The following is a 23137-nucleotide window of genomic DNA, read 5'->3' as shown; positions in this document are numbered from 1 at the left end:
GAATGAGACGTCTCCTGATGCGCTCATGCGTGGCAATGGGTTACACGCGTGCCACCTGTCTCACCGCGTTGGGTGCTGCGGCGCTGATTACGTCTACGCGAACCGTTGGCGCGCAGCAGCGATACAGCGTGGATGATTTCATGACTGTGACGGGCGTAAAGGATTTCCTCTGGGCGCCTGACGGTCGCACCATCTATTTCATCAACTCCTCCATCGAAACGGGAACGGCGGAGGTGTTTCGGGCCAATGTCACCGGTGGTGTGCCGGTACAGCTCACGCGCACGTTCGTGCCGGAGCTGGGGACGACGCCCGTGGCGAATCGCGCCGAGCCAAAGGCGAATCTGGCGTTGAGCGCTGACGGATCACGCCTGTTCTTTACGAGCTCGAGATACTTTCAGGCGATCGACAACATCTTCTCGATGCCAGCATCGGGAGGCGCAGTTGTTCAGCATACGTTCGACGATGCGATCATCGAAACGTCTCCGGCGCCTTCGCCCGACGGCAAGACGCTGGCGTACTTCAGTCGCAACGCGCGCGGAACGAAGATACAGCTTCTTGACCTGCAGTCTCCGCGAGCGTGGCCGCGTTACTTTGTTGGCGATAAGGAACAGGAGCGGGATCCGGTCTGGTCGCCGGACGGAAAGACTCTCGCATTTACACGGTCTGGCGACATTTGGATTCAGCCGGTGTCCGGCGGAACGGCCAGGCGACTGGTCGCGACAGGTAATCCGTCTGTATCGTCACCGGTGTGGTCACCGGACGGAACGCGCGTGGCAGTCGTGTCGAGTCAGAGCGGCTTCTCGCAAATTGCCGTTGTAGATGTGGCAACCGGTGCAGTGACGCCGATTACGTACGCGCCGCGCGAGAACACATCGCCGTCATGGTCGCCAGACGGACGCACTCTCGCTTTCATCGTGAGTGATGGACTGGGTCTGAGCACTCAGCTCGCGATTGCGTCGAGCGCCGGAACAGATGAGCCAAAGCTGCTGACGACAGGCAGGGGGGTTCGCTCCAGCCCTCAATTCTCACCCGACGGACGCAGCATCGGATACGTGGAGTCGACTGCGACGCGCACGTCCGACGTCTGGACGATACCAGCAGCCGGCGGCACACCGCGAAGCGTGACCAGTTCCATGGGACGCGTGGATCCAGCTCGTCTGAGCACACCTGAAGAGGTGACGTTCAACGCTGTCGACAATCTTCCGCTGCGTGCGCTGCTGTTCAAGCCGCCCGGATTCGATCCCAAGAAGAAATATCCTGTCATCATCGCACTGCACGGACATCCGACGCACTGGGATCACTCGATGAACCTGCTGTGGCAATCGGTGATCGACAAGGGCTTCGTGCTGATTGCGCCCAACCCGCGCGGATCCGTGGGAATGGGGCACGGGTTCCATGAACTTCACGTTGGTGATTACGGCGGCACCGAGTTCGAGGACATCATGCGCTCGGTCGAATTCCTGCGGACGCTGCCGTACGTCGACATGACGCGCAAGGCAACCTGGGGCGGAAGCGGCGGCGGCTACATGAGCCTGGTTCTCGCAACCCAGGTCCCCGACACGTTCCGCGCCCAGGTCATTCGCGCTCCCGTGTCATCGTGGAAGTGGCTGGCGATGGAGCGATACGTATCACCAGGCCGTTTCGCGACTGCAAATCGCGACCCGCAGCGCGCACGGGAGGAATTCGGAGGGGCCTACACGGACATTCCGGAGCGGTATGACGAACGGTCACCGCTGAACTTTGTCGAAAACGTCAAGGTGCCGCAGTTGCTCATGCACGGCATGCGTGACGGTTCCGTGCCGCCGAACGAATCGCGCCGGTGGGTGGCGAAGATGCGCGAGCTCGAGAAGGGCGATCTGATCACGTACGTGGAATATCCCGACGAGGAGCATTCCCTCCTGCGTTATCGCACCACGCTGCGCGACCAGATGGAGCGCATTCCATTCTTTCTCGCGACACAACTGGAAATGCCGGACATGCTCTCACGCCTGAAGGCGAAATGACGACGACGCATTCGAACCGGCTCACATCGACGGAGGCCCCAATGACGCATTCATCCAGGTTCCATCTCGTATCAGCTGCGGCGCTGGCGCTCGGTTGCATGGTCGCGCAGCCAACGCAACTGCTCGCGCAGAACAAGACGCCCATGCCCGACATTTCCAGAGAGGTTGCGGAGGCAAAGGCGACGTTGGCGATGCCGGTGGTGCAGCGGGCGATGAAGTATGTCGAGGGGAAACAAGCCGATCCCAAGGAACTGATCGACACATGGATCGGGTTGTGCAATGCGGCTGGCCCGTCCGGTGACGAGATCTATCGCTCGACGCATATCAAGAAGCTCTTCCAGATCTACGGGCTGGAGGATGTACACATTGATGGCGCGCTCAACGTGATTGGCGTACGTCCGGGGACGGGTGGCGGGCCCAAGGTTGTGCTGAATGCGCATGAAGATCAGATCTCGATCTTCTCCAAAGACCAGCCGATCGAAGCGTTCGTTGCCGATGGCCGCGTGTGGTGCCCTGGCGCAGGTGACGATCTCATCGGCATCGTTCAGATGATCACCATTCTCGAAGCGATGAACGCTTCGAACATGCAAACCAAGGGTGATGTCTGGTTTGTTACGTTCACAGGCGAGGAAACTGATTTCCGCGGTGGGCGACACTTTGCCAGGTCCAACTACCCGCACCACATCGACTGGTCTAAAGGCGATGTGGTGATGCAATTCCACGGGCAGGGCGGCGGCGGTGCCACAACCGGGAGCACGCCACTGATCGACGATGCAAAGCTTTGGTTCTTCACGCCGTTCGAGCGTGAGATCAAGGGCCAGGCGGGATCGGACCGACGGTGGCGCTCGCATGGTATCGATGCACTTGCGAAAGCGATCATCGGGATTCGCGAACAACTCACCGATCCGACGCGCGATTGTCTGCGATGCTCGGATGGCGGCGAGCGGGCACAGTTCTACGTCAACATGGCAATGGTCCAGGGAATGCCGGTCCGGAACACGCCTGGATCAGAAGCGTGGGTTCGACTCGATCTGCGGTCCGAGACGAAGGTGGGAATGGAGCGGGCGCACTCTGAAATCATGCGCGTAGCGAAGGAAGCGTGCAAGGACATCGAGGGCTGCCGCTACCAGCTGGAAGTGATGAGCCGGCTCGGACTCGAGACGGAAATCCCGGGCTGGGACAAGGTCAACAATCGCGGCGCGCGCATGGCCTCTGCGACATCGCAGGTGCTGTACGGAAATCCCGGCCTGATCGATCCCACGCGGGGATGCGGTGATTGCCAGGGCACCTACATGGAAGGATTGCCGTCGATGTCCTTCCGTGGCGACGTCGTGGATTATGGGAAGGGGAAGTTCGAGCGCACCGCGAAATACGCGCAGTACGGCGGCCTTGAATCACCCGTAAGGTTGAGGACCAGCGGGCATCACGCCACGCAGAGTCAGCAGATTGTGACCCTGTGGGCCGCCGCCAAGCACGGCCTGCTGTTCACTGCAACGTACGCGGGCGTGAGTGATGGCAAGGACAACGGACGTGGCACCGACAACTAGGCAGATGCGCGGGAATTAGTTGCGAAGCACGGCAGCGATGGCGCCGCGCAGCGTGGACGATAGCTCCGGATCGGCTGCGATGGTGGCGGCGCTGTCACCGCGGCGCCGAGGTTGCACGGTGACACACGCTTCCGGAATCAGTCGCGCGTTCATCGTCGTGAGAACTTCGGCGAGCTGAGCCGGAGCGTGCACCGACAGGGGCGACGTGTTGAGAAGCGCGACAGGTTTATCAGGAAATTCGGTGCTGCCCACCAGCCAGTCGAGCAGGTTCTTGAACGATCCGGGAATCCCGTGCGCGTATTCGGGGCAGGAAATGAGCAGCGCGTCAGCCTGCCCGACCTGCCTTCTCAGGTCCGCAACGATTGCCGGTAGCGCACGTCCGTCCGGCGAATCCAGATCGGGATTGAAATGCGGCAGCGCACCGAGGCCGTCGTAAAGTGTGATGGTCACGCCCGGCGGCGAGAGAAGCACCGCGGCCTGGAGGACAGCCGTGTTGGAGGCGCCTGCGCGGAGGCTGCCGGAAATGGCGAGGATGTGCATGAATGGCTGGATCCATGATTGCGAGCGACGGCGCCGCGCGATAAGCGGTGTAAGTTAAACCGACAGTCGTGTTGCGCATTCCCCAAACACGGATCGGCAGATGCGTCGTCTATTCGAAGGTCTGGCCTGGAGCGTAATAATAGCGCTCGGCGCGGTGCCGAACCCTGCCGGCGGACAGGGTACGCCCGTTGCATCGAGTGGCACATTTCGCCCGCTGCTGGACGCGGAATACAGTGCGACAGTGCGGGGTGACACCGCCGCACTCGGTGCCATGCTGGCTGACGATCTGGTATGGATCGTTGGCGCGAACGGCAGCGAGATGACAAAGACACAATTGCTGAATGCGGCTGCACGATTCCACGCTCCCGCACCTCGATTCACCGTCGACAGTGTGCGCGCCGAGCGCTTTGGCAATGTCGCGACCGTCGAGTACCGTCGCACGGATCACTGGCCACAGGGCACCGGCGAGTTTGCAACATCGTGGAAGGCGCTGGACGTGTTCGCGCTGCACAAGGGACGGTGGCTGCTGGAGCGGCACACACAGGTATGGCTGGTTTCACCCGTCACTCCGATATCGCTCGACTCCGCGTCGATGGGCGCGTTCGTGGGACGCTATGAGATCGGGCCTGGCTACGTCGATGATGTGCACTGGGAAGGGGCGAATCTCGTCGCAACTGCATCGGGGCAGAGGACGGGCGCGCGCCTCGTACCGGTCGCTGCCAATGTGTTCAGTCCGGACGGCGATGGCGCGCTCATCTCGTTCCAGCGTGATGCGAGTGGACGCGTGCTCGGATACGTGCAGGGATATCCGGATGGTCGTGTGATTCGCGCGCCGAAGCTGGGCATGGTACAATCGGATTCGACGTCCATCGCGTCGAGGGTGAAGCGGGAGATCGAGCCGTTGCTCGCCGAGATGATGACAGCGGCGAATGCGCACGACACAGATCGTTTCATGGGGGCTTACATGCGCGATCCATCGTTCGTCTTCGTGATCAACGGGACTGTGATGAACGGTTGGGACGCGGTGCGCGCACAGCAGCTCAAGTGGTGGAACAATGGAAAATCCGATGTCGTGTACAGCTACGTTGGCGAGCCGGAGTTCACGGTGCTGAGCTCCGATGCGGCGGTCGTGACCGAGAGGATGAGCGCGCGCAGAACCCTGGCGAACGGCCAGACCACGACCGGCGAGCTTGCCGTCACGATGATGATGCAGAAACGTCCGGAGGGGTGGCGTGCTGTGCAGGTGCATGAATCGACAGCGCCACCACCCGCGACGCCGGCCAAATGATTCCTGAGCCACTTGTACTGAGCTGGAGCGGCGGCAAGGACAGCAGTCTCGCGCTCGCTGCGTTGCGCGGCGACCCGCGTTATGAGGTGCTGGCTCTCCAGACGAGCATGACACGCGGTTACGATCGTGTGAGCATCCATGGTGTCCGGCGCGCACTGGTGGAGGCACAAGCTGCTGCCGCGGGATTGCCGTTGATCGAGATTACGCTCGAGCAGCAATCGTCGAACGATGCATACGAAACCGCGTTCAAGGAGTCGCTCGGACGTGTGCGGGGCGAATATCCGGAAGTGCGGCGGATCGCGTTCGGTGACCTCTTTCTTGCCGATGTTCGCGAGTATCGCGAGCGGCTGGTTGGTGCGGCCGGCTTCGGCGCGCTGTTTCCGCTATGGGGACGCGATACACGTGCGCTGGCGCACGAATTCATCGCAGCGGGATTTCGCGCGCATCTCGTTTGCGTAGACACTACTCAGTTATCCGCCGAGTTCGCGGGTCGTGAGTTCGACGCAGCTCTGATCGCGGATCTGCCGGCGAGCGTGGATCCATGTGGCGAGCGGGGCGAATTTCACACTTTCGTGTCGGAAGGCCCTATTTTCACTCAAGCACTCGGTGTGACGCGTGGTGAAAGTGTGCTGCGGGATAATCGTTTCATGTTCTGCGATCTCCTGCCGGCCGCCGGATACCCGGGCGCGCCGTGAATCGGGAACTACGAGCATGAGGATATGAACACATATGATGTCAGCACATGAAGCACTGGACCGTCTGAGGAACGGGAATCGAGACTTCGTCGCGCGCATGCAGGGCGGCGACGTGGCGCTCAGCGATTCACGCCGATCTGAATTGCCACAGGATCAGAACCCATTCGCGATCATACTCGGCTGCTCCGATTCGCGAGTGCCTGCCGAGATCGTCTTCAATCAGGGACTCGGCGATCTCTTCGTGATTCGCGTTGCCGGAAACATCGTGGCGCCATCGCAGGTGGGGAGCGTGGAGTTTGCTGCCGCGCGCTACGACACGGCGTTGGTGGTGGTGCTGGGGCACACCCAGTGCGGCGGCATTCTGGCGACACTGGAAGCGCTTCAGCAGCCGGGCGAAAAGCTGTCACCCGGTCTCAAGTCGATCGTGGATCGTGTACGGCCGTCTGTAGCGCCATTGCTAAAGACTGACTTGCGGAACGATCTGGATTCGCTGGTTCGCCATGCCGTGCGGGCGAACGTCGCTGTATCGGTAAATCATCTACGACATGCGTCGGCGCTCATCGAGCAGCTGATTCAGGATGGCAAGCTCGCGGTCGTGGGTGCGGAGTACTCGCTCGAGACTGGGGCGGTGGACTTCTTCGATACGGCGGGCGCGGAGTAGCGCCCGTCCAAGGATCGGGAGGAAGATGTTCGCCGCGGCTGGTGAACGATGGCTTCCCGCGTTCGCGGGAATTACGACGGGGGAGAACCACGCGGTGAACGAACGGTCCTTCCGGCGCGTAGTGGAATGATGTCATAGTATTATCTACGGCGGCCGTGGCGCTCCGCGCGCCGTCGTAGATGCATTCCATTCGCACTCAAGTTCACGGAACGTGCCCATGATCAAGGCTGCTCGCCAATTCCTCTGCACCGCGGTGAGCTTGCTCGCGGTGGTACCGGCGCTACCTGCGCAACGCCGTCCGCCGCGTGACACCGTACTGGTAGCACATCGCGACTCGCTCGAGAAGGCGCTCGAGGCCATCGCGATCATCGATCGCAAGCTGATGATACCGATGCGTGACGGCAAGAAGATGCAGTTCGACGTTTACAGGCCAAGGAACGTGGCCAAGGCGCCGGCGATCTTCAGTCGTACCCCATACAACATGAATTACTGGGACGTCAAGCTTGGCGCACCGGCGGACATGAGCGCGCAGCTCGAAGCGGTGAAGCGTGGCTACGCCTACGTGATGGCGAACGAGCGCGGTCACTTCTTCTCGGAAGGCAACTACGACATTCTGGGACCGCCGTTGACAGACGGTGTGGATGAGATCCAGTGGATATCGTCGCAGCCGTGGTCGAACGGGAAGGTCGGCCTGGTGGGCTGTTCGTCGACTGCAGAATGGCAGATGGGTGTTGCCGCACAGGCACCGAAGGGTCTTGCCGCCATCAATCCGCAGGGATTCGGTGCGGGTGTGGGCCGCGTCAAGCCTTACTTCGAGCAGGGCAACTGGTATCGTGGTGGTGCGGTGCAGATGCTGTTCATCGACTGGCTCGAGGGTGAGCAGAACCAGGTGCGGCCGATGTTCCCGTCCAACACGTCGCAGGCGGATCTCATTCGCGCTGCGCGCGGGTTCGATCTCGCGGATCAGTTGCCACCAGTGGACTGGAAGGAAGCGTTTTGGTATCTGCCGGAGCAGGACATGATCGAGGCGCACGGCGGACCGCACGGAATATTCGCCGACTCGATGCCGGTCGCGACCGGTGGTGCAATGATCAAGCGCACGCCGAACGATCCAGCGTGGTATCGTGGCGGCCTCTTCAACGACAGCATGAAGATCAACGTGCCGGGACTGTGGTTCATGTCGTGGTACGACGTGTCGATCGGGCCGAACCTCGCGACGTACAACTACGTGCGGAAGACAGCGGATCCGGCGATCGCGAACGAGCAGTACGCGGTGATCGCGCCGACCTTGCACTGCTCGTACACGCGTGCGACGGAGAACACGATCGTTGGGGAGCGGAGCGTTGGCGATGCCCGTCTTGACTACAACGCGCTGACGTACGGCTGGTTCGACACGTTCCTCAAGGGCGAGAAGACGGGCCTGCTCGACACGCTGCCCAAGGTGCGCTACTACGTGATGGGGATCAACAAGTGGCAGACGTCGGATTCATGGCCGCCGAAGGGTGCGTCACCGATGACGTTCTATCTGTCGAGCAACGGCAAGGCCAACACGCTGAACGGTGACGGCATGCTGACGATGGCTGCACCGTCGAAGGATACGCCGGACAACTTCACGTACGATCCGATGCATCCGGTGATGTCGAACGGCGGCAACGTGTGCTGTCAGGCGAATGCGTTGACTGGTGGCGCACTGGATCAGAGGAAGGCCGAGGAGAACGACGGGATACTGGTTTACACGACGGAGCCCCTCAAGGAAGGGATGGAAGTGAGTGGACCGGTGCAGTTCACGACGTACGTGTCGTCGGACAGAAAGGATACGGACATAACGGTGAAGTTGATCGACGTGTATCCTGACGGGCGAGCGTACAACCTGGACGAGACGATTCAGCGGCTGCGTTATCGGAACGGTTACGACAAGCCGGTGGAGTGGATGCAGCCTGGCAAGGTGTACAAGGTCGCGCTGCAGCCGATGACGACGAGCAATTATTTCGAGGCGGGCCATCGCATTCGCATCGAAGTATCGAGCAGCAACTTCCCGCGTTTCGATCGCAATCTGAACACTGGCGGGAACAACTACGACGAAACGCAGCCGTTGGTGGCGCACAACAGCGTCCACCATTCAAAGCAGTATCCGTCGTCGTTGACGATCACTGTGGTGAAGCAGCCGAAGAAGTAGCTCAACAGGAAGGAGATCGATGAATCGGGCGAGGGTGCATATGCATCCTCGCCCGATTTGCGCATCTGACGGGGGGGGGAAAGGCATCACCGCGCGGGCGGTTTGATCGCGATGAAAAGGGTCGGGCACGACTAATCGTGGCTCGACACTAGCCAAGAACATGGTACGGAGGCGAACATATATCCGGAAGGAGAGTAGTAGCCTACTGTCGAGCACCGGAGGATTCGGTGCACCCCATCAGCGAAGGAGAACTGTCATGACCGCAGCATCTCATCTCCGTGGCATTGCGTCAGCGGGATTAATCATCGCAGCATCATCGGTCGCCCCGGGCGTCATGGTGTCGCAAGGCGTTCCTCCGGGCGGCGGGATGGCGCCCGCAATGCGGGAGGCGAACCAGCTGGATCTGATGGGCGAGACGGCCCAGGCGCGCGTCATCTTCCAGAAGATCATCGATACTGCGACCGTTCCGGCCGCGAAGGCAGCGGCGCAGCGGGCGATGGCGATGTCGTATGCTTTTGATGGCGATTGCGTGAATACGGTGAAGTACGAGTCGATGGTGATCGACTACTGGAAGACGCGGGAACAGGCGGAGCCGCAGAACGCCTTCTACCAGGAGGGGGAGATGGCGAACGAGGCGGCTCGAGTCTGTATCGACGCCGGCGATCTGGCCGCTGCCGACCAGTGGTATCGAAAGGGTTACGAGCTCGGCGTGAAGGAGCCGGCGCCACAGACTCATCCTCGCAGTCTCTGGGATTACCGGCTCGCGCACGCACTGGGCCGTCTGGCGGCCCGGAAGGGGGAGAAGGCCGAGGCGGAGCAGCAGATCACCAAGGCGCGCCAGTTACTCGACAGTGACACGGCAATGGCGGCACAGCAGGAGCGTTTCTTTCCGTATCTGATCGGTTATGTCGCGCTGTACACGAATGACTTGCCCACCGCCGAGGCGCAGTTCGGCAAGGCGGTCGCGATGAAGGGGAACGAGCGCGATCCGTTCATGCACTGCCTGTTGGCGATGACGTACGAGCGGATGGGCCGCCAGAGTGAGGCGAACGCCATGTACAGAACGGCTTATGACATGGCGACGGGGCACAATCCGCCTGCCGCTTTTGTACGACCGTTCGTGCGAAAGAAGCTGGGAGCGAGCGCTGTCGCCGCGAACCTGGTGAGGACTCGGTAGATGGGGGGACAGGCGAAATTTGGACGGGCTATTCCCGGATGCTGCGCAGGGGGGTAGAAATAGTGGTGCATTCTGTGCAGGCAGGACGCACCGCGGCAGTGACCGTGTGCTGGCGCCGTCGTCCACGGTAGTCAGTAGTCGAAGCACGTATACATCAATCAGGAGCATCGCACCATGGCAATCTGGAAGGAACAGACCTCGGTCAAAAAGGATTCTTCACCGCTGTCGTTGACGCCAGACCCCGAGGTCCAGCCTCAGACGTCCGCCGATCTTCCGCCGGCGAACGAGCCCGTGCGCCGCAGCCCGAGTGCGACTCCGGAGCGGAAGAATGCCGAGTCGGTAATCTCGGCAGGACTCTCGATCGAGGGGACGATTACGGGTAACGGAGACGTGCGCATCGCCGGCCAGTTCAAAGGCGACGTGAACGTGCAGGGGAGTCTCACGATCGAAGCGGGCGCGAAGCTGGTTGGCGGCGTGCGCGCGAGCAACGTCGTGATCGATGGTGAGCTCGAGGGCAACATCGAAGGTGCGACACGCGTGGAGCTGCGTTCTACGGGCGTGCTGAACGGCAATCTCAACACCGGCTCGCTCACTGTCGCGGCGGGATCGCGCATGCGTGGGCAGGTGGAGTTCGGGTGGGCCAAGGATGGTCCACAGCGCTCGGATGCGACGGCGGGGCGCAGCATCGCGTGAGTAGACGCAGGTGAGTACGGTGAATCAACGGACGCCGGGAAAGACGCGCAGTTGCCCGCACTGCAGGGCGACGATCCTCGAAAGCGCCAACGTCTGTCCCGGCTGCCGGCACCACGTGCGCTCCGGTGCATCATCCACCGAGAGTGTTTTTCCGAGTTTCACGGCGTTGAAAGTGGACGGCACCATCAAGCCGCCGGCGGCGGATCAGGTGTGGGAGTATTCCATGGTGGTGTCGATCCGCAACGAGCGCGGCGAGGAAGTCGCTCGGCAAATCGTCGGCGTGGGCGCGTTGGTGGCGTCGGAGACGCGGACTTTCACGCTGGCTGTGGAAGTGTTCAAGCCGGAAGGGCGGTAGGGTCTAGAGAGCCGTCATTCCCGCGAAAGCGGGAAGCCATGTTATCGATCTTGAGATGCGATGACAGCAGCAAGGTGGTCGGCGGCAATCTGCTCTCGATGGCATTTAGAGTGTGTAGGGGGCGGAGAGCCGCAATCTGCTCTCGATAGCATTTAGAGTGTGAGGCACGGATGCATCCGTGCCCCACATTCGCCTGCCATCGCTTACTCCTGCAACGCGACGGTGTTGAATCCGATCGTCATCCGTAGGCCATGCGCGTGGCAACCATTCGGTGCGTGTTGGACGTCGGCGGGCCAACGGCCATCTGGCGTTGCGGCCATATCTTTGGCATGCTTGTGAGTCGCAGGAGAGCTCCGACCCTCATCAACCTCCATATGCGTATTCCTCACGCCTTCGCCACCGTACTGTTCGGTAGCGTTGCTCTGGGACCGTTGTCCCTCAGCGCACAGGCCGCCCCCGCCGATCCGCAACTCGCAGGGCGAATCGATTCGATAGCGTCCTCGGTACTCAAGAGCACCGGTGTGCCAAGTGCATCGGTCGCGGTGGTGCGACACGGCGAGATCGTGTACGCGCACGCGTACGGGTCGGCGAAGCTGGATCCGGCGGTCGCTGCGACTCCCGACATGCGCTACGGCATCGGCTCGATCAGCAAGCAACTGACTGCGGCGACCATACTCCTGTTGCAGCAGGACGGCAAGCTGTCGCTGGACGATCACGTGTCGCGGTTCGTGCCCGGGCTCACGCGTGGAGACGAGGTGACGATTCGCGAGCTGCTGTCGCACACGTCCGGCTACCAGGATTTCTGGCCCCAGGACTACGTGCCACCGTTGATGCAGAAGCCGATCTCGCCACAGGGGATTCTGGATCGGTGGGCGAAGCAGCCACTGGATTTCGACCCGGGTACCAAATGGCAGTACAGCAACACCAACTTCGTAATCGCGGCGCTGATCGTGGAGAAGGCGAGTGGTGAACCGTTCTTCCAGTTTCTGCAGAGCAGAGTTCTCGATCCGCTCGGGATGAAGAGCGCGATCGATTTCGACGCGAAGGGGCCATCTTCCGTTCAGCCGATCGGTTACATGCGTTACGCGCTCGGCCCGTTGCGTCCAGCGACGTCGACTGGCCCCGGGTGGATGCACGGCGCGGGTGAGCTTGCGATGACAGCCAGCGATCTGGCGCGCTGGGACATAGCGATGATCAGGCAATCGCTGCTCGCACCGCAATCGTACAAGGCGATGGAAGCGACGGTGCTGCTCAGCGATGGGGTCAGCAGTGGTTATGGTCTTGGTGTCGACGTTGGCACGATGGGCGGCCATCGGCTGATCGAGCACAACGGTGAAGTAGCGGGATTCACGGGTGAGAATCTCGTCTTTCCGGATGACAGCGTCGCGGTAGTGGTGCTCACGAACCAGGACGCTTCACGGGCTGATGGCGTGATCGCCGATCAGATTGCGCGAGTATTGTTCACGACGCAGGATGCTACGGAGGCGAAGCACACGGCTCTCGCACGCGACATTCTCGAAGGGTTGCAACGCGGTACTATCAACCGTTCGCTGTTTACGGAGGACGCGAACGCGTACTTCAGCACGCAGGCCATCCTCGATTTCACCTCCGGCCTGGCGCCACTTGGCGCACCGACGGAGTTCGCGCAGATATCGGAGGCCAATCGCGGCGGTATGGTCGAACGTGTTTATCGCGTGAAGTTTCCAACGCGTACGCTACGTGTGTGGACGTATGAGATGCCGGATGGCAAGCTGGAGCAGTATCAGGTTGCTCCGATGGGGTGATCTGTTGCTCGAACGCAACAACTGCGCGTCGTGCGCATCGGTCATTACGCCGGTGCGATCTGTGATGCGGTCAGGCTGACCGTCTGGCGCAGAACAGGAGCGTTCAGGCAATGAAAATAGCCGTTGATGTTCTGCTGCTTACCATTCACGTGTTTGGAGATACATTCATGGCGAGTTGAAAGTAAGGTTCACTCACGCCGGACTGTCCTCTTCTTCGAACGCTCAGCGGTGAGTATTGCATGTTTGGGTTTCCAAGACCGCGTCGTGCCAGCGTCATTGCCTGGTGTCTGCCTTTAGTCATAATCGCGACGCTCGTTCTCTCGTCATCTGCACAATCGTGGGGAGCGACTGCGGCAGAGTCGGCTTCGCCCGACTGGCGCGCGAACATTCGGGCATTTGCCGAAGCGCATCTACAGCATACCGCGTGGGGACCTGCGCACGGACGACGTGATTACGAGATGACGCTTTCGCTTGCCCGTGCCGAAGGCGTCGTAGTGGATGACGACGCGTTATACGCGGCTGCCTATCTGCATGACATGGGAGGGATTCCTCCGTACGCGAAGGCTGGCGTGGATCATGGCGATCGCTCTATTCAGCTGGTAGATAGCGTGTTGCGCGATGCCGGTTTTCCGATGGAGAAGTCCGCGCTGGTGAAGGAGATCATCGATCATCATCAGTACTATCGTCCGCCCGATACTCTCGCCGTCGCCGTGTTGTTCCGCGATGCCGACATACTGGACTTTCTTGGCGCGGTGGACGTCGCGCGCATACTGTCGCTGACTACGCGCGAGAAGTTCACGCCGGACCTGCCGCATGCGGTGGAAGCGATAAGGCAGAACATGCTTCAGATGCCAGGCCGGTTGCAGAGTGCGGCGGCCAAGCGGGAAGGTGCGAAGCGGGTGGCGGAGATGCAGCGGTATCTGGATGAGCTCGCGGCGGAGACGGATTCCTTGCGAGTGCTGTAGAGCTCAGCGACTGGTGGCAGGTCGAGCGGCCGGGGCCGGCCACTTGCGGAAGTCCAGCCGACCGCTATATCCGTGATTTGGGGATATTATATCCAATTTCATGGAAGCCCAATGGAAGACATTACCAGGCGCGAGTTTCTGGCTCAGGGTATCAGCGCCGTACCCGTCGTGTCGGGGCTGATAGTGATCGGATCGCGGCTTGGCGCGCAGGAAACCGGCGCGGGTGCAGCTGCAAGCGCGGCTGCAAGCGCGGCCGGAGTAGCGGATGCGCCCTCCGCGAAGACTGCACTCGAGCCGTTCGACTATCGCGGTGTGACGCTGAACGAGAGCCGGTGGCGAACGCAGTATCTGGCCGCGCGCGAGTTCTATCTGAACGTTCCGGACGACGACATCCTGAAGGGATATCGCGTCGCGGCGGGACTGCCCGCGCCCGGCGAAACTCTGGGTGGCTGGGCGAAGGTGAACACCGACGAGATCTTCGGGCAGTGGCTGAGCGGATTCGCACGCATGTACCGGGCGACCGGAGACGAGACAGCGCGGACGAAAGCCGTAGGGCTCGTGCGCGAGTGGGCCAAGACGTTCGGGCCCGATGGCAACTGCCGCATGGAGACATACGGTTACGACAAGATGGTGTGCGGCCTGGTCGATTTGCACGTGTACGCCGATGTACCGGAAGCGATGCCGTTGCTGCAGAGCATCACGCGCTGGGCCGACAGAACGTTCAGCCGCGAGCGGTCGCTGCGTGATCGAACGGATCCGACTACATACTACGGTCTTCCGCACGAGTGGTACACGCTGTCGGAGAATCTCTACCGCGCGTACCAGGCGAGCGGCGATCCATTGTTCAAGCAGTTCGCGGAAGTGTGGCTGTATCCTGCGTACTGGAACAAGTTCGCGAACACGGCGAGCCCCCCGGATGCGCAGGGGGCGCATGCATACAGTCACTGCAACACGTTCAGCAGCGCGGCGATGGCGTATGAGGTGACCGGTGATCCGGCTTACCTGCGGATCATCAGGAATGCTTACGATTACTTCCAGAACACGCAGTGCTTCGCAACCGGCGGTTACGGTCCAACGGAACGGCTGATGACGCCCGACGGAAGTCTTGGCCGGTCGCTGGAATCGCGTCCCGATACCGCCGAGACGCCATGCGGAACATGGGCGGCATTCAAGTTGTCGCGCTATCTCACCCGGTTCACGGGTGAGTCGCGGTACGGTGACTGGATGGAGCGGATGCTGTACAACGGTATCGGTGCGTCACCGGTTCCGCGCGGGCGCGGCGAGGCTTTCTACTACGCAGACTATCGCGTTGCCGGCGGAATGAAGACGCGCTACTGGGAAGGGTTTCCCTGTTGCTCGGGTACCTACATCCAGGACGTCGCGGACTATCACAACATCATCTACTACAAGGACGCCGGCGCGCTGTACGTGAATCTCTACGTTCCTTCGACGGTAACCTGGTCGCGTGGCGACGGCGACGTACGGGTAGTGCAGGAGACCAACTATCCCGAGGACAGCTCGGTGAAACTGTCGATTGCAATGCAGAAGCCGGCGAGCTTTGCACTCAAGTTCCGCGTGCCGGCATGGACTCGCGGCGCAACGGCGGCGGTGAACGGACAGCGTGTGGACGCAACGTTCACGCCCGGCAGCTGGGGTACGATCACACGAGAATGGCGCGATGGTGACAGGGTGGAGCTCGACATTCCACTCGTCATGCGACTGGAGCCGGTGGACTCGTTTCATCCCGATCGTGTTGCGGCTGTGCGCGGGCCGGTGGTTCTGGTTCTGGACGGTGACTGGCAGGACCCGAACTTCAATCTGCCGATGCACAACGACGAGCTGGACAGATGGCTGGTCGCCGATCCCAAGGTGCCCGGTGTGTTTCACGTTCATCCGCCGGGCGGCAAGCGGGTGATGCCGAAATTCCAGCCGTTCTACGCGGTGGCTGAGAACTATCCGTACAAGATGTACTTCGATCGGAATGTGCCGGTGGCGACGCTCTGGTAGGGGGAGCAGTTTAATCGTCCGTGGGCCGGCCACCGGTGTTGTAACCGCCTGTGGCGCCGGTATAGCTTAGGTATCGAACACGACAGCCGGCGAGCCGTCGGCATCGTCAGCGCGGAGAAGTGCACATGAGCATCGAATCGGAATATCTGCAGAGCGCCATCAAGACATTCAGCACGTACAAGGATCTCGCGGACCGCGCGATGGCGCAGGTAACGGATGAACAGTTCTTCATGTCGCTGGACGCCGAGTCCAACAGCATGGCGGTGATTGTAAAGCACGTGGCGGGGAATCTGCGTTCCCGCTGGACCGATTTTCTCACATCTGACGGTGAAAAGGCCAACCGCGATCGCGACTCCGAATTCGAGATGAGCGACTCGATGACTCGAGCCGAATTACAAGAAGCGTGGGATTACGGATGGAAATGTGCGTTCGATACGTTGAACGCGCTCACTCCGGAAGATCTGGAAAACACGATATACATACGAGCCGAGCCTCACTCTGTAGTCAAGGCGATAAACAGGCAGCTCACGCACGGTGCGTATCACGTCGGACAGATCGTATTTCTTGCGAAGCACTTTGCTTCCGGCACATGGCAGACGCTGACGATACCACGCCGCGCGTCGCAGGCTTTCAATGCGGAGATGTTCGCGCAGAAGCGTGTGTAACGGCGACTTGCAGGCACTTCAATCATCAAGTGGCCAACCCGAATGAAAGCTCGCATTACTCTCATCACGCTGGGCGTGGATGACCTGCAGCGCGCCGTCGCTTTCTATCGTGACGGTCTGGGTCTCGAAACTCCAGGAATCGTCGGCGAAGAATTCGAGAATGGAGCCGTGGCGTTCTTCGATCTTCAGTACGGACTGAAACTCGCGCTCTGGCCGCACAGGAGCATGGCGAATGACTCAGGACTCTCGCAGGGGACTCCGAATTCGACCGACTTCACGCTGGCGCACAACGTAATGTCAAAGGGAGAGGTCGATGTCGTCATGCAGCAGGCACGCGACGCCGGAGCGGAAATCGTAAAGCCGGCACAGGATACGTTCTACGGGGGCTATGCGGGATACTTTCTGGATCCCGATCGGCATCTGTGGGAGATTGCGTGGAATCCCCAGATGCTTCCGGCTGATTGATCGCTTCCGGTTGACCGCCAGTCGGTTCGGCCTAGTTTGATGTAGTCAGCTACGTCGTGCTGCATGGCCCGGGACAAATAATAAATGAATCAGCTCAACGATGATGCGAGCAGCCCTTCTGGATTGTTACCGCAACAGATCGCGCAGATCGAGACCCCTGCTCCACTGGTCGAGGTGTCACGCCTCAAGCGCAACCTCGACCGCATGGCTGATTATGCGCGGTTGCACAAGCTGCAGCTCCGGCCGCACGTAAAGACTCACAAGACGACTGTGATCGGTGCCGCGCAGATGCGTTGTGGCGCCGCGGGACTGACCTGCGCGACGCCGCGCGAGATGGAGATCATGAGTTCGGTCGCCTCGGACCTGCTGCTCGCGCATCCACCGCTCGGTCTCAAGATCGATCGGTTGCTGATGTTGCCGAGGTCCGTGAGCATCGTGACGGCGCTGGATTCGGCGGCGGCGATCGACTGGATCGCAGACGCCGCGTCTGGTGCGAATCGTACAGTCAGAGTGTACATCGAGATGGATGTCGGGATGCATCGGGTGGGCGTCACGACGGCGAAACAGGTCGTGGAGCTCGCGGAGCGTGTTGCTGCTGAAAGCTCGCTCGAGTATGCGGGGATCTGCTTCTATCCAGGCCACATTCGCGAAACGGTGGATGAGCAGAGTGCGAAGATCTCCGCTCTCAACGAGGTTCTGGGAGAAGTGGTTTCAGCTCTCGAGCAGGCTCGGCTCAAGCCGCCGACGGTGAGCGGTGGATCGACGCCGACTGCGTGGCGCACGCATGAGATGCCACTGGTAACGGAGTTTCGGCCAGGTACTTATGTGTTCAATGATCGTACGACGGCGGCGGTCGGCGCGTGCAAGTGGGACGATTGCGCATTCACGGTGCTCGCGACCGTAGTGAGCACGGCTGTCCCGGGACAGGCTGTGGTCGATGCAGGATCCAAGGCACTCGGCCGCGAGCCAATGCGCGGTGTGAACGGTGAGGGGTTCGGCGCGCTGATGGGACACGAGGACGTTCTCGTGTCGGCAATGTCGGAGGAGCACGGAATACTCGACCTGTCCAGGACAGACTGGCGGCCGCGCGTGGGCGACACCGTTCGCATCGTGCCGAATCACGTCTGCATCGTGGTGCATCTGAACGATGCGCTGTACGCGGTGGACGGCGATCGTGTGACAGGAGTCTGGCCCGTGGCAGCGCGCGGACGCATGGCACCATTCACGAATGAGCAAGCGAGCGCGGTGGCTCCATCATCCGAGATTCTGCTGTAGGAGCTGTGCGCGCCAGCGGTTGCGCTACCGCTTGGTGAACTTGGGTGGTTGCATCAGAACCCAGGTATTGGGATCCAGGACGACATCCCGTGGTGGCGAAGCAGCCGGAATCTCGAAGTGCTGAGATGCTCCCGTCATTTCGATCCTTGCAATTCGGGGTGCGACGCCCGCACTGTCACCGACGAGTCCGATGTCGAGTGGCAGCCGATATACGCCGCCTGACTGCGTCTGCGTGAGGTCGATCGAGACTTTCCGTGCAGCTGGATCGTAGCTCCACGTTCCGGTGAGCGCCGGCGAGTAATCACGATTGAGCCACTGATCGAAGAACCAGCCCAGTTTCTGGCCGGATACCTCTTCCATCACGCGACGCAGGTCGTCGGTGGATGCGTTGGAGTTGCGATAGCGGGCGTAGTATTCGCGGATGCCCTTCCAGAACGTGTCCGTGCCGAGCTGCGCGCGCAACATGTGAAGCACCCATCCGCCCTTCTGATAAACGAGCGGCGGGATGACGCCGCGAAGATCCGAAATATTTCTGTGGACCACGGGCTCGTTGTACTTCTGCTCGGCGGCCAGCGCAGTCGTGCGCGCGCGCACGAGTCCGGACACGAATGCATCGCGGCCGGAGTAGTGCTCCGTGAACAGCAGCGTGAAGTACGTTGCAAAACCTTCACTGAGCCATGCATCGTCCCAGTCGCTCTCGGTGATGGAGTCGCCGAACCACTGATGTGCGACTTCGTGCGCGACGATTGCGGTTGCAGGTCTGTCCGTGACCACCTTTTCGCCGTAGAAGATCGCGCTCGCGTGCTCGGTACCGCCTCCACCGAATGCCGCTGCTACGTTGGCGAGCTTTTCGTACGAGTATGGGCCGATGTGCTCGCTGTAGAACTCGAGGGCCTGTCGTGCCGGCTCTTCGAAGCTTGTGATTCCATTGTCACGGTCCTGATGCGCGACCCAGGTCTGCAGCTCGACGCCCTTCACCATGCCCGCGTGATGCACGGCGAACTGCTCGACGCCGATCGCGTTGAGCCACGATGCGATCGGGACCGATTGTTTCCAGTGGGTGACCTTGCGACCGTCGCCGAGCAGTATCTCATCCTGCAGAAGGCCATTGGACACCACTGCGTACTTTGCCGGTGCGGTGATGATGAATTCGCTGGTTGCCTTGTCTGATGGATGATCGATCATCGGAAGCCACTGGCGCGCCTTGTCGGGCCAGTTCCACGAGAAGAACGCACGCTCGCCATGGCTGTTCTTGCCGATGTAGAGTCCACTCGCCGGAATCCCGTGATACGCGACGGTGAATTTGCGCAGCTCGCCGGCGATTGTCGGTGTGGCGAGGCTGATGGTGAGATGATCGCCGGTGTGGGTGTAGCGCAGTGAGCTGCTGTCGCGGGTGACACTGGTGACGGTCATGCCCTTGCCATCGGCGGGCGTGGCGAGGTCGAGGAAGAAGCCGGTGAGGCCGCCTTTCGTGAATCGGACCGTGATGGTGGCGTCGCCGCTGATTTCGTTGGTGGAATCATTGAGGGCGAGCGCGAACCTGTAGTGCTGGACGTCGACGCCTGGTTGTCGCGGATAGGTGTCAGTGGCGGCTAGTGGAGCTGCGCCGAGTGAAATACCGAGTGCCACCAGCATGAATTTGCGCATCGCCGCCTCGCTGTCAGATTTCGGATAAAATATCCAATACAAATACGACGCGCGCAAGAACGCTCGCTGCCACGGGCCGGCGCTATCCCCCGCTTATAGCGGCGAGAATCGTTATTGTTGCGGGGTCGCGAATAGGAGTGGACAGGCCATCCGCGAAACGACTGTTCTCGCCGTCGACGAATACATTGACGTGCGGGCGAAGATCGCCTTCTTCGGTCATCACGCGGTCGAGTACGCCCGGATATCGCGACTCCAGCGCGCCTAGGGCGGCGCCGACGGAATCGCACGATTGTTCGTGCGTATCGATGGTGACGACGGCGCTCCCGCGCGAGTGTAATCGGAGCGCCGAGGGGATCTCGATGGTGATCGCCACGATCAGCTGACTGGAGCGCCGACCACAGCCGCCTTGACGCAGACGATCGATGGCAGTCCGCCGGCGATCTCGTTCCAGTTTTCACCGTCGTTGGCCGAGCCGAAGAGCTTGCCGCTGCGTGTGCCGAAGTAGATGCCAGCTGATGGGAGCGAGTCGGCGCTCAGTGCATCGCGGAGGATGGTTTCGTATGCGTCCTTTTGCGGGAGACCGTTCGCCAGCGGCTTCCACGATGCGCCGGCATCGGTCGTACGATAGACGCGCAGCTTTGCTTCGGGCACGCAACGAAACTGATCCGACTGGATGGGAACGATGTACACCGTGTCCGGATCGTGCGGGTGCATCTGCATGGAGAAGCCGAAGTCGGACGGAACGCCGTTCGCGATATCTGTCCACGAATCGCCCCAGTTGTCGCTGCGGTACAGGCCCCAGTGATTCTGCAGGAAGAGACGCTCCGGACGCGCCGGGTGATTCACGACCTTGTGAACGCACTGTCCAAACTTCGGGTACTTGTCGGGTAGAAACTCAGCGCGGACACCGACGTTTCGCGCCTGCCAGTTATTGCCGCCGTCGTCGGTTCTGTAAAATCCGCCGCTGGAAACGGCGATCGCCATGCGTCTGGCATCGTTGGGGTCGACGACTATGGTGTGGAGGCACAATCCACCGCCCCCGGGTTGCCACTTGGGGCGGTCCTCATTGTCGTGCAGGCCGCGGACCATGTCCCACGTCTCGCCAGCGTCGCGCGACTCGAAGAGCGCAGCGGGCTCGACGCCGGCGTAGATGACGTCAGGTTGAGATGCACGGCCCGGCAGGATCTGCCAGACCTGAACGAGCGATACGCCCAGGCCGGCTGGAAACTTGACGTTCTGACGATCGGGTGCGGTCCAGCTCTGCCCGAAGTCGTCGCTCCAGCGCACGACACTGCCCCAGTGAAAGCTACGTGTCCCAGCAAGAAGGCGGTGGCGGCCGTTGCGTTGATCGAGAGCGAGCGCGTACACGGATTCACCGGGGAAGTGCGGTCCGTCGATGCGCCAACTGGTGCGCGCGGCGTCGGACCAGATGAAGAATGCGCCTTTGACCGTTCCGACCATCAGCACTACTTCACCGTGAGGCTTCGCCTTCGTTCCAGATTTTGTTTCGGGATGCGTGTCAGCGCGAGATTCAGCGAGAGATTCAGCGAAAGTCATGGTAGTCTCCGTGGCGATGTCGCAAATCAAACGGGGTTCCGGACTGTTCGCATAGTGTCACGACAGCGATATGACACCATACGAACAGCGTTACTGCGCTTCTACTTCTTGACGGCCAGGCCTGTGACGAGGCCTTCGGTGTTGTGCGCGAAGCGGATGCCGTACACGCCGTCGGTCGACTTGAGCTTGCCTGGCGCGACCAGCTCGGCCCTGGTGTAGCTGGCGACTTCGGTGCCGTTGATCGAGCATGACACCTTATCACCCTTCACCGAAAGTGCGATCAACTGCTCGACTGGCTGATCCTTGCCGGCAGCCTTGTGCACTGCGGGGCTGGCGGCGCCTTCCCGGCCGTTCATCTGGAAAGGAGCCGGACCGAAGCCACGAACGATGAAATTGCCGTTGCCGTACGCGGCGCAGTAGAGATAGGTCTGGTTATCGGTGCCCATGTCGTTTCCGGCGATGAACACACCGTACGGATGCGGGTGGTCGTTGAGCGACATGTATTTGGGCTCGCGGAACGTCGCGCTGACGGTGTAGTCGCCGCTTGCCTTGTCCGACGGATTCCAGTATGCAACCGCAGGTCCGGTCGTCACGTGCAGGGCGTCGCCGTCCTTGGAGAGCTTGGCGTCCTTCAGGGTCGAGCCCCGCTTGGCGGCACTGGCGTCGATCTTCCCGGTCCAGCCTGGAATGGAGATGCCCCCGCCTGCAATGCTGCGGGATGCTTCCTGCTGTCCCTGGACGGTGGTCGTCAAGGGTGAGAGCGCGACCGCGGCAGCGGCCAACGCATAGCTGTAAATGCGATGCATGGAGAACTACCTCTACTGAGGGTGGTTTACCGAACCGGGCCGCTGTAGGCCCAGAGGCTGATTTACCAGTGCCGAATCGGGGAAATCTACAGGAAGTTACGGGCTCGAGGGCCAGCCTCCATCGAGTGACAGCCGGGCCTGCCAGCGGCTCGCCGCGGATTGATCTTTGGGCCGATCTGGCGCAGCTTCGGGGTGGCGGCGCGGCGTTCAGTGCCGCGAAGAATGCGCATCCGCACGAGGGACCATGTTTCAGAATCTGGCAGAGGCCTCGCTCAGTGATTGGGGAAGCTTCTATGTGATCACCGGATCGGCGGCGGCTGCGCTGACTGGGCTCCAGTTCGTCGTAATGGCGCTCGTGAACGACACGAGCAGACGTAGCAGCACGGAGACGATCGACGCATTCGGAACTCCAAACATCGTGCACTTCTGCGCTGTATTGCTCGTGTCGGCTGCGATGAGTGCGCCATGGCACGTCCTGTCGTACGTGGCGCTGTTGATCGGCGCGTGCGGAATTGCCGGCGCGGTGTACGCGCTGCTGGTCGCGAGGCGAACGAAACGGCAGCCCGACTATGTGCCTGTGCTGGAGGACTGGATCTGGCACGTGGCGCTTCCGTTCATCTCGTATGTAGCGTTGTTGGTTGCAGCGATGCTGCTGCTCAGGGATGAAAACGCGGCGCTGTTCCTGATGGGTGCAGCGGCGCTCCTTCTGCTCTTCATCGGCATCCACAATGCGTGGGACACGATCACGTACATCGTGGTGGAGCTGCCTGGGAACGACAGCGAACCCAAATAGAAAGCCTGCACCAGCGTGTCGACGCTGGTGCAGGCTTT

Annotated in this window: 21 protein-coding genes; 16 read left to right on the top strand and 5 right to left on the bottom strand. The window is 61.1% G+C overall.

The annotated features are described in order from the left end of the window. Window positions 1-2 precede the first annotated feature (2 nt). The gene (locus V4529_04640) at window positions 3-2003 is read left to right on the top strand and encodes a S9 family peptidase (protein ID MES2357611.1); all 2001 of its coding nucleotides are present in this window, start codon (window positions 3-5) and stop codon (window positions 2001-2003) included. Next, window positions 2000-3550 (top strand): M20/M25/M40 family metallo-hydrolase, encoded by a 1551-nt coding sequence (locus tag V4529_04635; GenBank protein ID MES2357610.1) that lies wholly within the window; start codon window positions 2000-2002, stop codon window positions 3548-3550. Before V4529_04640 ends, V4529_04635 begins: the two co-directional genes overlap by 4 nt. Window positions 3551-3565: 15 nt before the next feature. Here the strand turns inward: V4529_04635 and V4529_04630 are convergent, their stop codons facing one another. After that, window positions 3566-4090 carry an NADPH-dependent FMN reductase gene (locus V4529_04630; GenBank protein MES2357609.1) on the bottom strand — a complete coding sequence of 175 codons (525 nt, stop codon included), beginning with the start codon at window positions 4088-4090 and terminating at the stop codon, window positions 3566-3568. A gap of 100 nt (window positions 4091-4190) precedes the next feature. Between V4529_04630 and V4529_04625 the strand changes: the two genes are divergently transcribed. The 13 genes from V4529_04625 to V4529_04565 all read left to right on the top strand — a co-directional run bounded on the left by V4529_04625 (window position 4191) and on the right by V4529_04565 (window position 18296). Continuing rightward, window positions 4191-5378: a nuclear transport factor 2 family protein gene (locus V4529_04625; GenBank protein MES2357608.1), complete on the top strand. Its 1188-nt coding sequence runs from the start codon at window positions 4191-4193 to the stop codon at window positions 5376-5378. Beyond that, window positions 5375-6073, top strand: a complete 699-nt coding sequence (locus tag V4529_04620) for an ATP-binding protein (GenBank protein ID MES2357607.1) — start codon at window positions 5375-5377, stop codon at window positions 6071-6073. Before V4529_04625 ends, V4529_04620 begins: the two co-directional genes overlap by 4 nt. Window positions 6074-6107: 34 nt before the next feature. Further along, on the top strand, window positions 6108-6734 hold the full coding sequence (locus tag V4529_04615) for a carbonic anhydrase (protein ID MES2357606.1): 627 nt from the start codon (window positions 6108-6110) through the stop codon (window positions 6732-6734). A 217-nt stretch (window positions 6735-6951) separates the two neighbouring features. After that, a complete protein-coding gene (locus V4529_04610) occupies window positions 6952-8910 on the top strand; it encodes a CocE/NonD family hydrolase (protein MES2357605.1) in 1959 nt (652 codons plus the stop codon). Window positions 8911-9166: 256 nt separating this feature from the next. After that, a complete protein-coding gene (locus V4529_04605) occupies window positions 9167-10087 on the top strand; it encodes a hypothetical protein (protein MES2357604.1) in 921 nt (306 codons plus the stop codon). Between the two features lie 174 nt (window positions 10088-10261). Then, complete coding sequence (locus tag V4529_04600; protein MES2357603.1) at window positions 10262-10780, top strand: polymer-forming cytoskeletal protein; 519 nt, start codon at window positions 10262-10264, stop codon at window positions 10778-10780. 10 nt (window positions 10781-10790) lie between these two features. Beyond that, entirely contained in the window at window positions 10791-11135 is a 345-nt protein-coding gene (locus V4529_04595) for a hypothetical protein (protein ID MES2357602.1), read from the top strand. A gap of 374 nt (window positions 11136-11509) precedes the next feature. Beyond that, a complete protein-coding gene (locus V4529_04590; GenBank protein MES2357601.1) occupies window positions 11510-12919 on the top strand; it encodes a serine hydrolase domain-containing protein in 1410 nt (469 codons plus the stop codon). Between the two features lie 239 nt (window positions 12920-13158). Beyond that, the gene (locus tag V4529_04585; GenBank protein ID MES2357600.1) at window positions 13159-13884 is read left to right on the top strand and encodes an HD domain-containing protein; all 726 of its coding nucleotides are present in this window, start codon (window positions 13159-13161) and stop codon (window positions 13882-13884) included. A gap of 111 nt (window positions 13885-13995) precedes the next feature. After that, window positions 13996-15891: a beta-L-arabinofuranosidase domain-containing protein gene (locus V4529_04580; protein ID MES2357599.1), complete on the top strand. Its 1896-nt coding sequence runs from the start codon at window positions 13996-13998 to the stop codon at window positions 15889-15891. Window positions 15892-16016: 125 nt separating this feature from the next. Beyond that, entirely contained in the window at window positions 16017-16556 is a 540-nt protein-coding gene (locus tag V4529_04575) for a DUF1572 family protein (GenBank protein MES2357598.1), read from the top strand. 42 nt (window positions 16557-16598) lie between these two features. Next, window positions 16599-17021 (top strand): VOC family protein, encoded by a 423-nt coding sequence (locus V4529_04570; protein ID MES2357597.1) that lies wholly within the window; start codon window positions 16599-16601, stop codon window positions 17019-17021. Between the two features lie 84 nt (window positions 17022-17105). After that, window positions 17106-18296 (top strand): alanine racemase, encoded by a 1191-nt coding sequence (locus V4529_04565; protein ID MES2357596.1) that lies wholly within the window; start codon window positions 17106-17108, stop codon window positions 18294-18296. A gap of 24 nt (window positions 18297-18320) precedes the next feature. Here the strand turns inward: V4529_04565 and V4529_04560 are convergent, their stop codons facing one another. The 4 genes from V4529_04560 to V4529_04545 form a co-directional block, all read right to left on the bottom strand. After that, window positions 18321-19943, bottom strand: a complete 1623-nt coding sequence (locus tag V4529_04560) for a M1 family aminopeptidase (GenBank protein MES2357595.1) — start codon at window positions 19941-19943, stop codon at window positions 18321-18323. Between the two features lie 82 nt (window positions 19944-20025). Beyond that, window positions 20026-20316: a MoaD/ThiS family protein gene (locus V4529_04555; protein MES2357594.1), complete on the bottom strand. Its 291-nt coding sequence runs from the start codon at window positions 20314-20316 to the stop codon at window positions 20026-20028. Window positions 20317-20318: 2 nt separating this feature from the next. Then, window positions 20319-21500 (bottom strand): exo-alpha-sialidase, encoded by a 1182-nt coding sequence (locus V4529_04550; GenBank protein ID MES2357593.1) that lies wholly within the window; start codon window positions 21498-21500, stop codon window positions 20319-20321. A gap of 101 nt (window positions 21501-21601) precedes the next feature. Further along, window positions 21602-22306, bottom strand: a complete 705-nt coding sequence (locus tag V4529_04545; GenBank protein MES2357592.1) for a hypothetical protein — start codon at window positions 22304-22306, stop codon at window positions 21602-21604. A gap of 244 nt (window positions 22307-22550) precedes the next feature. On the opposite strand from V4529_04545, the gene V4529_04540 reads away from it, so the two are divergent. Further along, window positions 22551-23099: a hypothetical protein gene (locus V4529_04540; protein MES2357591.1), complete on the top strand. Its 549-nt coding sequence runs from the start codon at window positions 22551-22553 to the stop codon at window positions 23097-23099. Window positions 23100-23137 lie beyond the last annotated feature (38 nt).

It is taken from the genome of Gemmatimonadota bacterium, from assembly GCA_040388625.1.
GTDB lineage: Bacteria > Gemmatimonadota > Gemmatimonadetes > Gemmatimonadales > Gemmatimonadaceae > Fen-1247.
The sequence above is the reverse complement of the archived record's forward strand: the minus strand, read 5'-3'. Positions and strand labels throughout refer to the sequence as shown.

Coding starts and splice junctions, on each gene's coding strand:
- V4529_04550 (MES2357593.1), bottom strand. CDS start 21,500: ATGACTTTCGCTGAATCTCTCGCTGAATCTCGCGCTGACACGCATCCC.
- V4529_04545 (MES2357592.1), bottom strand. CDS start 22,306: ATGCATCGCATTTACAGCTATGCGTTGGCCGCTGCCGCGGTCGCGCTC.
- V4529_04565 (MES2357596.1), top strand. CDS start 17,106: ATGAATCAGCTCAACGATGATGCGAGCAGCCCTTCTGGATTGTTACCG.
- V4529_04610 (MES2357605.1), top strand. CDS start 6,952: ATGATCAAGGCTGCTCGCCAATTCCTCTGCACCGCGGTGAGCTTGCTC.
- V4529_04640 (MES2357611.1), top strand. CDS start 3: ATGAGACGTCTCCTGATGCGCTCATGCGTGGCAATGGGTTACACGCGT.
- V4529_04615 (MES2357606.1), top strand. CDS start 6,108: ATGATGTCAGCACATGAAGCACTGGACCGTCTGAGGAACGGGAATCGA.
- V4529_04585 (MES2357600.1), top strand. CDS start 13,159: ATGTTTGGGTTTCCAAGACCGCGTCGTGCCAGCGTCATTGCCTGGTGT.
- V4529_04540 (MES2357591.1), top strand. CDS start 22,551: ATGTTTCAGAATCTGGCAGAGGCCTCGCTCAGTGATTGGGGAAGCTTC.
- V4529_04570 (MES2357597.1), top strand. CDS start 16,599: ATGAAAGCTCGCATTACTCTCATCACGCTGGGCGTGGATGACCTGCAG.
- V4529_04605 (MES2357604.1), top strand. CDS start 9,167: ATGACCGCAGCATCTCATCTCCGTGGCATTGCGTCAGCGGGATTAATC.
- V4529_04630 (MES2357609.1), bottom strand. CDS start 4,090: ATGCACATCCTCGCCATTTCCGGCAGCCTCCGCGCAGGCGCCTCCAAC.
- V4529_04635 (MES2357610.1), top strand. CDS start 2,000: ATGACGACGACGCATTCGAACCGGCTCACATCGACGGAGGCCCCAATG.
- V4529_04560 (MES2357595.1), bottom strand. CDS start 19,943: ATGCGCAAATTCATGCTGGTGGCACTCGGTATTTCACTCGGCGCAGCT.
- V4529_04620 (MES2357607.1), top strand. CDS start 5,375: ATGATTCCTGAGCCACTTGTACTGAGCTGGAGCGGCGGCAAGGACAGC.
- V4529_04590 (MES2357601.1), top strand. CDS start 11,510: ATGCGTATTCCTCACGCCTTCGCCACCGTACTGTTCGGTAGCGTTGCT.
- V4529_04600 (MES2357603.1), top strand. CDS start 10,262: ATGGCAATCTGGAAGGAACAGACCTCGGTCAAAAAGGATTCTTCACCG.
- V4529_04575 (MES2357598.1), top strand. CDS start 16,017: ATGAGCATCGAATCGGAATATCTGCAGAGCGCCATCAAGACATTCAGC.
- V4529_04580 (MES2357599.1), top strand. CDS start 13,996: ATGGAAGACATTACCAGGCGCGAGTTTCTGGCTCAGGGTATCAGCGCC.
- V4529_04625 (MES2357608.1), top strand. CDS start 4,191: ATGCGTCGTCTATTCGAAGGTCTGGCCTGGAGCGTAATAATAGCGCTC.